This window comes from Lacticaseibacillus zeae DSM 20178 = KCTC 3804 (assembly GCF_000260435.1).
GTDB lineage: Bacteria > Bacillota > Bacilli > Lactobacillales > Lactobacillaceae > Lacticaseibacillus > Lacticaseibacillus zeae.
Genome location: NZ_BACQ01000047.1, coordinates 1 through 13273, shown reverse-complemented (window position 1 = coordinate 13273; position 13273 = coordinate 1). Strand labels below are relative to the sequence as shown.

Sequence of the window (13273 nt, the reverse complement as noted above, 5' to 3'; positions counted from 1 at the left end):
AACCGCGCACAATTGATTTTGCCCCGCATAAGTGTCACACTAAAAGTAAGTAACAGGAAAGGTGACGGTATGATGGCATCGATTAAGTTATCGCAGTCGTTTGTTGACTTGATGAAGAAGAAGCATTTTGATAAGAAGGTTTTGCTGTTGATTGCCGATGACGGCGGCGGGCGGTATTCGTTACAAGGCGGTGCCTGCAGCATTGGCACGAAGTTTACCTTGATTGTGCTCGACCAGCCGGATCCGGATTATCAAGTGAAGTTGGACAATGACGCCGGTCTGCAACTGTACACTTCGGACTATGACATGATTTTCTTTGCCAGCGGTTTGGCGATGGACTTTAAGAATGGCGCCATCAGTATCAAAGACGACGCGCATGCTTATTTAGACGGCAGCGTTCGTATTGCCAAGGGGTCAGATGTGTTAGCGGCATTCAAAAAGGGCATCCTGATGAGTGGCGCGACTTGCTGAGTCAAAGCAGGTTGTCAGTTGTTTGGTAACTGAATTCTTTAAATAAGTGGTACTAGCGGTGGAACAATTTTTGGTGCTAGTGCCTTTTTTGTTAACTCGACGAAAAATTAAAAAACCACAGATAAAATTTATTGATTTTTCAGGAAGCGCCTGTTATGCTAACGCTATCAAAACCGAAATCGAACGGAGGCATCTTAACATGCGGATCAAAGACCGATTTACCCCATCAAAATTGAATGCAGGGGCTGCGGTTGGTGCAGGGTTCTTTGGTGTGCGGCGCAGATGGGCTTCTAGTCGATCAATATGATGTATTAAAAAGACGGCTGAGGAGGCCGTCTTTTTCGTGTACACGTTCAAGTTTGCAACAACGTAGTCCCCAAAATTTTGACTGGATTCTCCAGTCACTCGAGGAGACGAGAACAATGCAAACAATTTTTCAAATCGGTTCAATTAAAAAACGGTGGTTACTAGGGCTACTTGGCTTACGGGTCGCGGTTGATGGCTTTAACGTCGCCATTTCCATGTTGATTCAGCTAGGGTTAACCGCGGCGCTGGCCGGTCAGGTTGGCTTGTTGCTGGGTATTTTTGGTGGGATGCTCGGTGCATCGGTTGTTTATACAGGCGTTTACTGGTTATCAGGAGTGGTTGTGGAACGGCTAAAACGGCGCTTGAGCCTAGCAATTGCCACTGCTTTAGTGAGTGGCTTTTTGGCTGGGAGGGCTGATGAGGCACCTGATAGTGGTTTTGCGACGAACTTACTGGTAACAGACACCCAAAACATCATGCAGTTTCTGGATACCGGCGTCTTGCCACTGGTTGATTTTGGCATCACCGTCATTTTGGGCATCGCGTATGTTGCTACTCAGTCCTGGCAGTTGGCAGTCGTTTTTATCTTGATTGGTCTCGGTTTTGCGGTGCTTTCTCGGCAACTTTTCCGCTACCAAAATCGGGCACAGACAAATTTGATTGGCATTGATGATCGCCATAAAGGCTTCTTCAATGATTTTTTAGCGAATTTTGCGATGGTGCGGAATCTTCATGTTTTTGCGTATATCCGGCAGCGGCATCAGGCTTTTTTCCAGGAGGCAACGCCAAGCATCAACCAGCTGGCAAGTGCTGCCGGTGCCTTGTCCGGTATTTTTAACGGCGGGATTTATTTGGCGGAAGTGCTAACTCTGGTTCTGGGATTTGCCTTGCTGCCGCTGACACAGCAGTCGGTGGCGAGCGTGCTGGGCGCGTGGAATGCCGGTGTCGGCTCGATTTTGTGGCCATTTTTAGGGTTAGCGCCGACAATTGGCTATCTTGCCCAACAGAAAACGTCGCTACAACGCATTTTGCCGCGGCTACAGGTCACGATTGAAGTTCAGACCACGACTAACACCAAAATAGCAGCCATTCCTGATCAGCCTATGACGATTGTCGGCGAGCAGGTGACTTTTCATTACCCGAACAGCTCACGGCAGCTATTGCACAATCTGAATTTTCAGATTGATAATCACGGCATCACTTTTATCATTGGCGCAAACGGTGCTGGCAAAACAACGTTAATGAAGCTGATTTTAGGTGAGTTACTGCCGACTTCCGGACACATCGACATTCGCGGCCGTCCAACTGCCACCTCGCCGGCTGAGTTAATGGCTTTTGTGCCGCAACGCAGCGTGATGTTCACGGCGTCTGTTGCGGCCAACTTGCTTTTGGCTGAACATCATTTGTCACAACGGATCGTGCAACTACTACACCAACTTGGACTTGAAAAATATGCGGCTGATGTCGATCAAATATCACATCCCGCACAACTCTCACCAGGCGAGCAGCGGCGGTTCGGGATCGCGCGTGCACTGCTTTCGGAGCGGCCTTGGTTGGTTTTGGATGAACCTTTTTCCGATATTGATGCGGCCAATCAGGCGGTGGTCATGCGGATTCTACGGCAAGAGGCACGACGGCGCGGCATTATCGTGATCACGCATACGTTCGATTTTGTCACGACCGCCGATCACATCATTGAGGTGGGTGAGCAGCATGACTAAGCTAAAACAAATCTGGCAACTTGTCGGGATGCGGATCGCACCGCTTTTATGGTTGATCGCCTTGATCTGCGCCGGTTTCGAGTTTGCGTTAGCGCGCATCATTCAAAATGTGACCCAACAAAGCATTTTGACGATCAGATTATTTGTCGTTGCGCTTGGTGCGGCACTGATGATAGGGCTAGGGCGCTGGCTGATTGGGCGGCGGCAGACGCAAGCACAGTATCGGCTGGTCCAGCGACTTCAAACGCAACAAATGACCGCACTCATGACCGGCCCGGTTGCAACGGACGATCAAGCCGGCAGTGAGCGACTGAACGGTCTAACAACCGAGGCATCTTTGGCCGCCCCATTGTTTATTCAGTCGGTAACTGCACTTGCTGTTGGGACCTTTTCGTTCCTTGCCGCCAGCTTATTCGGCTGGTTGAGTTCATGGTTGCTGATGGTCGTCATCGTGGGATTGTGCCTGACTGCGTTATTGATCCCACGCTTCATGGCCGGTCGCTTAACTCAGGCTCAAGATACCCAACAAGTCGAAAATGGTCGCATGCAGGCAGTATTATTGGAAGTACTTGCAGGACGAACGCTATTAAAAGACTATCAAAGTGAACAGTTTGGTTTAAAACTATTCCGCCAAGCTTATCAAACTTTTGCAGACGCCCAGTATCACATGGGCATTCAGCAAACCGGAACCATTGTGCTTGGTTTTGCGCTGGGGTTGTTCGTTGACATCGCGATTTTAGGCATTGAATTGCTGTTTGTCGATTTCAAAATGATTACGGTCGGTCAATTTGCGGCGTTTGCCATGCTGACGCCGAGTTTTACGTGGTTGTTCTACAGCATGCCAGGCCAGTACGCCCAGCTTTCACGGCAGTTGGTTGCTGCCAAACGATTGCTCGCGTTAGGGGCATTGCCGGAAGAAAAACACTCAGACTTAACCCAAAAAGCATCTCGACAGTGCCCAACCTCCGCCGCCTCCTGTTCTGGAGAGCAACTGGTTTTACAGGATCTAAGCTACACCTACCCATCTGCGCACCAGCCAGTGTTGCAGCAACTTAATTTAACGATTGATGTTGCGGCCCATGAAAAGATTTTGGTCACCGGTCCAAGTGGTGGCGGTAAAACAACGTTGATTCAGATCATTTTAGGCTTGTTGATTCCACAGGCTGGCATGATTCAAGGACAACCGGCAGGCGCAGCTTCGGAGCGACTAGCCGACAAGATTGGTTTTGTTCCGCAAGTCGTGGCGCTGTTTGATGATACCTTGTTACAAAATATCACGCTTGGCCGTCCGATTACCCAGGAAGCAATTGAAGCTGTGCTCGCCCAAACCGATTTGCAGGCATTCGTTGACCGTCTGCCGCAAGGACTCGCCACGCAACTGCACGGCCAGACGAAAGCCAATGTGTCGGCAGGAAAATTGCAAAAGATTGGACTAGCGCGGGCGCTTGTCGCAAAGCGAGCGATGTTACTGCTAGACGAACCGTTTGCTAACTTAGATGCCACGTCAGCAAAAGCGCTTAGTCAACGGCTTGAATCATTGTCAATTGCCATGATGGTTATTTCCCATCGACTGGATATCACGCAGTTTTGGGATCGGGCCTTGCGCCTAGAAAATGGCCGCTTAAACGGAGAAAGTCTCGCTAAGCCAAAATAGTTGGCAACCGCTACCATCTCACGTATAGTAAAAGCGTATTGACGCGATTCTCTGTGCAAAAACTTGGGTGCTGATCTCGGGTGCTGTGGCCGGATGAACGGTCATCTAACCTGAGGCCATTGGCACACCAGCTTCTGAACGCAGCGAATTGCTTATCAGAAAGGGGGAATAAGATGTTTAACTGGTTGATTTTAGGGCACATTATCTTTGGCCTGATCTCGTTTGTTGGATCACTCTTGTTGGCGCTGGGTTTCCGCGCTTCATTTGCCAGCTTGACACCGATTCAAAAATGGGGGATTGGCCTTTCGATTGGCGGCCTTTTTGCAACCATGGCATTTGCCATGTTGTCGGCAGCTAACGGGGTATCGGCGTTGCTATTTATCGGCGCCGGCGCTGCACTTCTGTGGGTATTGATGCACCACCGCGCAGAAGCGTAACGTACGTGTCTGTTAAAATTGAAAACAGCCGGCTGGGAAAGTAATTCTCAGTCGGCTGTTTTGATGAGCATAAAATTTAAAATAGTTTCAAATGAAGCTTATGTGAGCAGTATGTTTTGTCCATTTAACCGTAAAGAAACGGCTAATACGAGGAAATTTAAATATGAGTTAGCCAGCAAACTTGAATGAAAGCTGAACGTTAATCAGCTTTAAGTAAAACTGTTTTAAACGAAATGACCTTATTGCTTTTCTTTATCTTCTTTCCTCAGCTGCCACGACAAAGGCGTTTCCGCAATCACCGCCATTATTTTCTTAACGACCATTCAATCACAACGGCAGTTAACCAAAATTAAAATTCTATGAGCGTGATCAAACCCAATAGCCAAGCGGTATTGAAGCATGTTACTGCCCCGAACAAATCAGGTTTTAACAAATTACCCGTTGACGAATAAAATTTTTAAAAGTATGCTAATGCTAATTTCTTCGAGAGGAGTCAACGTGATGACCCAGTTCAACCAAGTCATGTTCATGTCCATGTGCTGCTGCTATGAACAACATAGCGGTTCTATTTACATGGCTGGATATTGGCTTGGGTGACGGACAAACGTGACTTGAACGAAGGACAAAACTGGCGGTGTATCTAGAATCCTAGATGCACCGCCAGTTTTTATTTTACTTTAGGAGATGGCATGTATGAAGAAGTCCCATTGGCTCACAGCTCTTATTACCGGCGTTGCGCTGGCGACCTTACTTGTCGGTTGCGGCAGTAAAGGTTCTGCGTCATCAAGCAGCGCTCAGACGTTGAATTTAACCGAAGAGCTTGATCCGACGACGTTAGATGTGAATGATATGCGCAATACTAACGAGAACGATATTCTTTCAGAAGTTCAAGAAGGCTTGACCACGATTGAATCGAAAAACGGCAAAGATAAAGTCGTTTTAACTGGGGCCAAATCCTACACCAAGTCAGCAGATGGCTTAACGTATACCTTCAAGTTACGCGATGCCAAATGGTCAGATGGCAAGAAAGTCACTGCCCAGCAATACGTGGATTCCTTCCGCCGGTTATTGAAAAAGGAGAACGCCTTTTCCCAGGCTACCGGTGCATACTTTATCAAGGGCGCCGAAGCTTACAACACTGGCAAAGGTAGCGCCGAAGACTTGGGTGTAAAAGCCTTGAATGCCAAAACACTTCAGGTTCAGCTTGCTTATGCCCATCCGTCGCTTTTGTCAGATTTTGCATCGGTTATTTATTACCCAGTCCGCCTCGACAAAATTAATAAAGTTGGCAACAAGAAGTGGAAGACCGATGTGAAGGATCAGGTCTTTAACGGCCCGTTCAAGCTAACATCTTGGAAAAAGAATGACAAGATCACGCTAAAGAAGAACAACACTTATTGGAATGCCAAAAAGGTTAAGCTGCAAACCGTAACCTATACCACCACGAACAAGGCGTCGACCGTGCTTTCGTTAATGCAAAGTGGCCAGTTAGATGCCTTGTCTGCTTCCGGTAAACAGATTAGTGACTTCAACAAATTGGCTAAGAGTAACAAACTGGTCTCGCGAAAACAAGATGGTTCTGGGACGACCGTTTTAATCATGAATCAACACAATGGCGGGACTCAGGGACTTTTCAAAAATACGAAGGTGCGGGAAGCAGTCTCACTTTCTATTAATCGCCAAAGTTACAACAAGGCGGTCAATGACGGCAAAGACCAGCCAACCTATACCATGGTGCCGCAATCGATGAACGTTGGATCGACAAACTATGGTGAGTATGTCGGTAACCCACTGAAAGATCTACAGGCACAGTACAACACTAAGGCTAAGCGTCAGGCTTTGTTGAAAGAGGGGCTGAAGGAACTGGGTAAGTCAACGGATCTCAGCAAGCTGAACTTTGTTTACCTGACTGTCGATGATGATGACACCGGTACTTGGCTGAAGCAAGAGCTTGATCAACAGTTAGGCGTCAAAGTCACGATCAAAACTGCCCCTGATGTACCTAGCTTTGTGAAGTCCAGAAATGATAATCAGTATGATTTGCTTGATAATGGCTGGTCAGGGAGCGCCGATCCGAATTCGTATTTGAGCCTGTGGGATTCAAATAACGGCTTCCAGCAATTCTTCGGCGGGTATAACAGCAAAACGTTTGACGATCTCGATGCCAAGTTAAATGCCAATTTAAGTACGAAAGAACGGCTGGCACTCTACAAGCAACTGGAAACACAGCTGGTCGCCAAAGATTTCGGCGTCGTGCCGTTAACCAACTCGCAATCACGTCTTTATATCAACAAGTCAGTTAAAAATCTTCAATCAACCGTCTTTGGCGCCACGTTCAACTACACTTATGCGTCGAAAGAATAGCTAGCTAGTCACATTGGCCATGTACACGGCCAATGTACATAAGGTCAATAGGAGATGGCAAAATGACTCATTTTGATTCAAGGAGAAGGTGGCTGCAACCGTGATCAAGCTGATCGTTCGACGTTTTATCGAACTGTTAATATCGACGTTCCTAATTGCCACGGCAACGTTTTTCCTGATTTCGGCCGTGCCTGGTGATGCTCTGAGTGCTCAAACCGATAAATTACCAGCGGCAACCCGCGCGCAAGTTTACAAGAACACGGGTCTCAATAAGCCGGTGATGGAACGATATGTGATCACCATGAACAACATGTTGCATGGACAGTTTGGCGAGTCGATTGCCGATCCGTCAGTGACCATGTCGAGTTTGATTCGTGACCGCCTGCCAGCATCGGCGCGTTTAGGTATTCAACAGATGTTGTTAGGTATTCCGCTGGGGCTGCTGCTGGGCATTCTGGCGGCTGTGTATAAAAACACCTGGATTGATCGGGCGGTGACGATTCTGGCGCTGTTTTTGATGTCGTTCCCGAGTCTGGTGCTGGGGTTGCTGTTGCAAAGTTATTTTGGCGGCAAGCTCGGTTGGTTCCCGATTATCGGGTGGCCTAGTGGCGATCAGTTGTGGTGGGGTGGTTGGATTTATACCATTTTGCCGACGATTGCCGGTGGGATCGGCTACATTGCCGGTTATGCACGACTATTGAAAAATTCAATGGTGGACGTCGCCTCAAGCGAGTATGTCATGACGGCGCGCGCCAAGGGATTATCGGAACCGCAAATCGTGTTGCACCATATCGTGCGAAATGCGTTCATTCCGATTATTACCTCGTTGCCTGTTACGTTGGCTTTTGGCATTACCGGATCAATTTTCATTGAAAGCATTTTTGTGATTCCCGGCATCGGGCAGTATTTTGTGACGGCGCTAACGAATCGCGATGTGCCGATTATTATGGGCGAAACGGTGTTGCTGGCGATTTTGTACATTGTCACGATGTTTATCACCGATCTGCTGTATACCGTGGTTGATCCGCGGATTAAGTTATATGACAACTGAAGGGAGTCAGGCGAATGGCTGTCAGTGATACGGATTTTCATTTTGTTCAAGGAACCGACAACGCCGGTATGCCAACTGTGCTGACAAAACAACCTGCAATATCTGCGGATGAAGAGGGCGCACCCAAAAGTATCAGTTTCTGGGCGTCGGCGCGACAAAAGTTACTGAAAGATCACTTGGCTGTGGCGTGGGGCATTATTTTACTTCTCATTGTGCTAGTGGCCTTGATAGGGCCGCAACTTCAGCATTACGATCCCAATTTGATTCGGGTCAATGCGCGAAATGTCGGGCCGAGTGCAGCTCATTGGTTTGGCACCGATCGCTTGGGGCGGGATTTGTTTACGCGTACCTGCATCGGCATTCAGGTTTCGCTCTTGGTGGCGATTCTCAGTACCGTTCTGGCAATTGGTTTTGGCACAATTTATGGCATGGTCATGGCGTTTTTTGGTGGCTGGGTCGATGAAATCATGATGCGGATTATTGAGGTGTTTAATTCGCTGCCGGGATTGTTGATCACCATGCTGATCATGGTCGTTTTAGGCAATGGCATGTGGACCATGTTGTTTGCTTTGGCGCTAACGAGCTGGTCGGATGCGGCGCGGCAGGCGCGGGGACTGGTCATGCAATTGCGGCAACTTGATTATGTGACGGCCGCCGTGATGCTGGACACCCCACTGTGGCGAATTATGACGCGGCATCTGGTGCCGAATATGATGAGTATTCTGATTCTGGATATTGGCCAAAGCATCCCCGGCAACATCTTTGGTGAAGCCAGTCTGAGTTTTCTCGGCTTAGGGATTCAGGCCCCGAACACGAGTCTTGGCATCCTGATTGCCAGTGGTCAGGATCAGATGCTCCAACACCCACTGCAACTTTACATTCCGATTCTAATTTTAGTTGCGATCGTCTTTGCGTTTAATATCGTAGGTGACGGCTTGCGCGACGCCCTTGATCCGAAATTCCAAGGTTAACTCAGCCGACTGCCGGCAGCGAGAAGCTTGTTTGCAGGCTTCACCCAAAAGCCGCTGCATTGGCAATCAGCTCAACCTTTTTAAGGAAGTGTCAAAATGATCCAAAAACATCCTTGGCAGGTCGGTGCCGCCCTTTTCATTGGCTTGCTGGTGGTCACCACAGGCTTGTCGTTAACGCGAGAAGGCCTGACCTTGGCCATATTGTGGGGGCTACACCAGACGTTTTGGCTGCTGGTGGGTTTGGCGATACTTGCGGTGGGGATTAAATTGCTGCTGCACACCCGTCGCCCGCATGCTGACTTGACCAGCAAGATGCTCGGCGCGCTGCCCGGTAACTTGCAATTAGGCATTTGGGTCGCCGTGAATCTGATTGGCGGCACCGTGATTGATTTGCTTTTGTATTAAAAATGAATTTTGAAAGGGGCGCAGCATGACTGATATTGTTTCAATTAAAAACTTAACCGTGACGTTTCATGAAGCCAACGAAAATGTCTATGCCGTCAATGGGGTGGATTTAACGCTGCATCAAGGCGAGACGCTCGCTTTGGTTGGCGAATCCGGTTCGGGTAAATCAGTGACCACGCATGCGTTGCTAGGTTTACTTGGCAAAGATGCAGAAGTCAAGGCTGATGCCATGCAATATGGCGAAACCGATCTGCTGCACGCCAGTAGGAAAACTTATACGCGATTGCGCGGACAGGAGCTTGGGTTGATTTTTCAGGATTCGCTGAGCGGGCTGAATCCAACCATGCGCATCGGCCGGCAGATTGGTGAAGGGGTCAAAGCCCACCGACACCTGCACGGGGCCGCTTTAAAACAGGCGGTCAACGCTGCGATTCAAGAGGTCGGCTTGCCTGATCCTGCCTTGATTGCGCGCAAGTACCCGCATGAACTGTCGGGCGGTCAGCGACAACGTACCATGATTGCCATGGCGATGATCATGCAGCCTAAGGTTCTGATTGCCGATGAACCGACCACCGCTTTGGACGTGACCCTGCAGGCGCAAGTACTGGACTTGATCAAGCGCCAAAAGGCTAAGCGCGATTTAAGCGTGATCTTCATCACCCACGATCTAGGTGTGGTTGCGAATATTGCCGATCGCGTGGCCATTATGTACGCCGGTAAAATTGTTGAAACTGGCACGGCAAATGAAATCTTTTATAATCCGCAGCACCCGTACACTTGGGGATTGTTGGATGCGGTGCCGAGTTCGGATGATCAGCGTAAAGAGCTATTCACCTTGCCGGGGACACCGCCGGATCTACGGGAGCCGATTAAAGGGGATCCGTTTGCACCTCGCAACCCCTATGCGTTGGCTATTGATTTCAAGGAAATGCCGCCGCTGTTTCAGGTATCACCTACTCACTTTGTTCGTTCGTGGCTGCTTGATCCGCGGACGCCAAGTTACCAGCCGCCGGTTACGATTCAAAAACGGTGGGCGCGGTTTGCCGAACTCACCAAGGAGCCGTCGTTGGCGGTCGCGGTGAATCAGGCCTGATTCGAAGCCTTTTATAAATGGAGATGGTTATTTTTGACAGAACCGTTATTTGCCATTCAAGATCTAAGCGTCAACTTCCGTAAAGATCAGCGGCTCATCAAAGCAGTGAATCACATCAATTTTACAATTGCTTCCGGCACCACCGTTGGCTTGGTGGGCGAGTCAGGTTCGGGAAAAACGACCACTGGCCGTGCGATTGCCGGCATCGGGCCGATTTCAGGTGGAGATGTACTGTTTTCAGGTGAGTCGATTCAGCATTTTTCCCATGCTGAACGCAAGCAATTTCGGCGCCAGGTTCAGATGGTGTTTCAGGATCCGTTTGCATCGTTGAATCCACGGCAAAAAGTGGCCGATATTATTGCGGAAGGCATTGATAATTTTCATCTAGCGTCATCGACACAGGAGCGGATTGATCGGGTTTTGCAGTTGCTGGAACAAGTTGGCTTGCCGCCGGATGCGATTAATCGGTTTCCGCATGAGTTTTCCGGCGGTCAGCGGCAGCGTATCGGCATTGCCCGCGCACTGGCGGTTGAGCCGAAGTTTCTGGTATTGGACGAACCGATTTCGGCGTTAGATGTGTCAATCCAGGCGCAAATTGTGAATCTGTTGCGGCAGATTCAGCAAGCCAAGCATCTGACGTATCTGTTCATTGCCCATGACTTATCCATGGTGCACTACATCAGTGATCAGATTGTCGTGATGTATCAAGGCCAAATTGTTGAAACCGGTGCGACTGAAGCCGTTTACCGCCATCCGTTGCATCCTTACACGCAGACGCTACTGGCTTCGGTGCCGCAAGCCGACCCGCTGTTTGAGCAGCAAAAGCCACGGGTCCAGTTTGACCGCACACCGATTCCGGCTGGTGCGGCCTTAACCGAAGCGGCACCGGACCACTGGGTGTTGGCGCCTTAGGCTTAAGATTTTTTACGTGTTATTACAAAAATGGACTTCCAAGTGACAGCAAACGCTGCTTGAAAGTCCATTTTTATTATGTGGATACCCATAAAAGCTTTTAGCGCAGAACGATGGCATATGCCAATAATCGACCTACTTCGTCTCAACCCATTTTTCCAGCAGGTAGACGTTAAGGCTGGAAATGAGCGTGAAGATAACCGCGAAAACGCCGAAAATGGCGGCTATGTTGTAGTTGCTAAAGGGCATTAAGAATAGTTGCCATAGCTGGTTGAACAGGTAGGAGGCCGTGATGATGACGACCAGATAAATGGCCCATTGTGCGAGACGAATCTGGGTTTCGGGTAAGAAGGCCATGATGGTGACGGAGAGCAGGTGGACCAGACTTACAAATGTCCAGATAAATAGGCAGGTTAAGCCAAGAATGATGATCCCTTCGGCAGCGTCCATCCAGACAGACATCTCCGGCCAGTGAATGCCATGACTGGCCACTTGCAGAATGGTAAAAATCAGACTCTGAGCGAGACAGTAAATGACAAAGTTACAAATAGTGCCGAATAAATTGGCCATGTAAAGTTTTAGGTTGGTAATCGGCACAGAGCGGTAATAATTGTCGACCCAGGTATGTTCCTGCCTGATCGCGAGTCGAATAAACAAGTAAATGCCACCGATAAACGAGTAGGGTTGAAACGCATAGTAGAAAAGGTCAATGGAAAAGTGGGCACTGCCGCCAAAATACATTAAAATCGCCGTGATGATGGTTGCAACGATCGTAACGATAAGCGTGTTGACAACGGTTTGAATTCGCTGCCGAATCAAGACTTTTGTCATGGTCCAGGTATTAGTCATTTGTGGTGCTCCCTTCATAGAGGCTTTCATAATAAGCTTCGACACTCATACCGGTTTCTTCGCGGAGTTGTTCCGTGTTTCGGTGAGCGATAACATGTTTGTCTTTTAACACAACAATTTCGTCGAGGATGTTCACGACATCGTTGACATGGTGATCCGAGATCATGACCGTGGCTGCAGCAGGCTTCCAGGCGACCATGTTGCTGATAAGGCGTTTGCGCGTCATGCTGTCAATACCTTCAAAAGGTTCGTCAAGTAAATAGAGTTGGGTTTGACGGGACAAGGTGAGGGCAGTCGCAAACTTTTTCCGATTACCTTTGGAGAGTGCACTTAATTTTTGGTGACAATCCAGTTCGTACTTGTTGGTGAAATTTTCAAACGCCTTTTCCGAAAAGTCGAGATACATGATGGCGTAATCGGTGGCGATTTGATGTAACGTGCGGTTGGCGTTGACGCCTTTAAGTGATTCGCTGAAGCTGCTAAGTTGCTTGCGGTCGACGATACTTTCCGAGGCGCCGATTTGAATGGTACCGGTAAAATTGGTCGCCACCCCGTTTAAAAGCCGCATCAATGTGGTTTTACCGGCACCGTTTGCACCCAGTAACCCGATGAAATGACCTTGCTGGACCTCAAGATTGAGATCATCCAGAATGAGGTGGCGATTGCGTTTATAGGTTAGGTGTTCTGCGGAAATCTTATTCGTGGTCATGGTGAGCCTCCTGTTCATCAACATATTGGGCAAAAGCGTCTTTCATTTCCGCGGCGCTAAGATTCAGGTCAGCCAGTTGGCGATACAAGGTGCCGAGTTCGGTGGCGATGAGGCGATTTTTTAACTCAATCAGCACCTTAATGTCGTCGGTCACAAAATTACCGCGGCCGCGGCGGGTGACGAGCACGCCTTCTTGAATCAGTTCACTTAAAGCGCGTTGAACCGTGTTGACATTCACCGTTAGCTCGGCGGCCAATTGCCGAACAGCTGGCAACTGGGCGCCAGACTTAAGCCGATCCGTGATAATGGCTTGGTAAAGGTACTGCTTGA

The 13273-nt window shown here is 48.9% G+C and carries 13 protein-coding genes; 10 read left to right on the top strand and 3 right to left on the bottom strand.

Annotation, left to right across the window (positions count from 1 at the left end; genetic code table 11):
* Window positions 1-72: 72 nt before the first annotated feature.
* The 10 genes from GSO_RS09240 to GSO_RS09195 all read left to right on the top strand — a co-directional run bounded on the left by GSO_RS09240 (window position 73) and on the right by GSO_RS09195 (window position 11385).
* The gene (locus GSO_RS09240) at window positions 73-471 is read left to right on the top strand and encodes an iron-sulfur cluster biosynthesis family protein (protein ID WP_010491410.1); all 399 of its coding nucleotides are present in this window, start codon (window positions 73-75) and stop codon (window positions 469-471) included.
* A gap of 422 nt (window positions 472-893) precedes the next feature.
* On the top strand, window positions 894-2498 hold the full coding sequence (locus tag GSO_RS09235) for an ATP-binding cassette domain-containing protein (RefSeq protein ID WP_010491408.1): 1605 nt from the start codon (window positions 894-896) through the stop codon (window positions 2496-2498).
* Window positions 2491-4152 carry an ATP-binding cassette domain-containing protein gene (locus GSO_RS09230; protein WP_010491407.1) on the top strand — a complete coding sequence of 554 codons (1662 nt, stop codon included), beginning with the start codon at window positions 2491-2493 and terminating at the stop codon, window positions 4150-4152. The genes GSO_RS09235 and GSO_RS09230 overlap by 8 nt, the downstream gene beginning before the upstream one ends.
* 173 nt (window positions 4153-4325) lie before the next feature.
* Window positions 4326-4589: a hypothetical protein gene (locus tag GSO_RS09225; protein WP_010491405.1), complete on the top strand. Its 264-nt coding sequence runs from the start codon at window positions 4326-4328 to the stop codon at window positions 4587-4589.
* 693 nt (window positions 4590-5282) lie between these two features.
* On the top strand, window positions 5283-6953 hold the full coding sequence (locus tag GSO_RS09220; protein ID WP_010491403.1) for a peptide ABC transporter substrate-binding protein: 1671 nt from the start codon (window positions 5283-5285) through the stop codon (window positions 6951-6953).
* Window positions 6954-7053: 100 nt separating this feature from the next.
* Window positions 7054-8004, top strand: coding sequence for an ABC transporter permease (locus GSO_RS09215; protein WP_029345572.1), 951 nt, complete (start codon window positions 7054-7056; stop codon window positions 8002-8004).
* Window positions 8005-8072: 68 nt separating this feature from the next.
* The gene (locus GSO_RS09210) at window positions 8073-8975 is read left to right on the top strand and encodes an ABC transporter permease (RefSeq protein WP_420896616.1); all 903 of its coding nucleotides are present in this window, start codon (window positions 8073-8075) and stop codon (window positions 8973-8975) included.
* A 96-nt stretch (window positions 8976-9071) separates the two neighbouring features.
* Complete coding sequence (locus tag GSO_RS09205; RefSeq protein WP_010491396.1) at window positions 9072-9380, top strand: hypothetical protein; 309 nt, start codon at window positions 9072-9074, stop codon at window positions 9378-9380.
* A 25-nt stretch (window positions 9381-9405) separates the two neighbouring features.
* Window positions 9406-10473 (top strand): ABC transporter ATP-binding protein, encoded by a 1068-nt coding sequence (locus GSO_RS09200; protein WP_010491394.1) that lies wholly within the window; start codon window positions 9406-9408, stop codon window positions 10471-10473.
* 33 nt (window positions 10474-10506) lie between these two features.
* Window positions 10507-11385 carry an ATP-binding cassette domain-containing protein gene (locus tag GSO_RS09195; protein WP_010491392.1) on the top strand — a complete coding sequence of 293 codons (879 nt, stop codon included), beginning with the start codon at window positions 10507-10509 and terminating at the stop codon, window positions 11383-11385.
* A 135-nt stretch (window positions 11386-11520) separates the two neighbouring features.
* Here the strand turns inward: GSO_RS09195 and GSO_RS09190 are convergent, their stop codons facing one another.
* From GSO_RS09190 to GSO_RS09180, 3 genes are all read right to left on the bottom strand, one after another.
* Window positions 11521-12234 carry a hypothetical protein gene (locus GSO_RS09190; RefSeq protein ID WP_010491390.1) on the bottom strand — a complete coding sequence of 238 codons (714 nt, stop codon included), beginning with the start codon at window positions 12232-12234 and terminating at the stop codon, window positions 11521-11523.
* The gene (locus tag GSO_RS09185) at window positions 12227-12943 is read right to left on the bottom strand and encodes an ATP-binding cassette domain-containing protein (protein ID WP_010491388.1); all 717 of its coding nucleotides are present in this window, start codon (window positions 12941-12943) and stop codon (window positions 12227-12229) included. Before GSO_RS09185 ends, GSO_RS09190 begins: the two co-directional genes overlap by 8 nt.
* Window positions 12930-13273, bottom strand: a 344-nt coding sequence (locus GSO_RS09180; protein WP_010491386.1) for a GntR family transcriptional regulator, incomplete at its 5' end; no start/stop codon positions are given. The genes GSO_RS09180 and GSO_RS09185, both read right to left, overlap by 14 nt.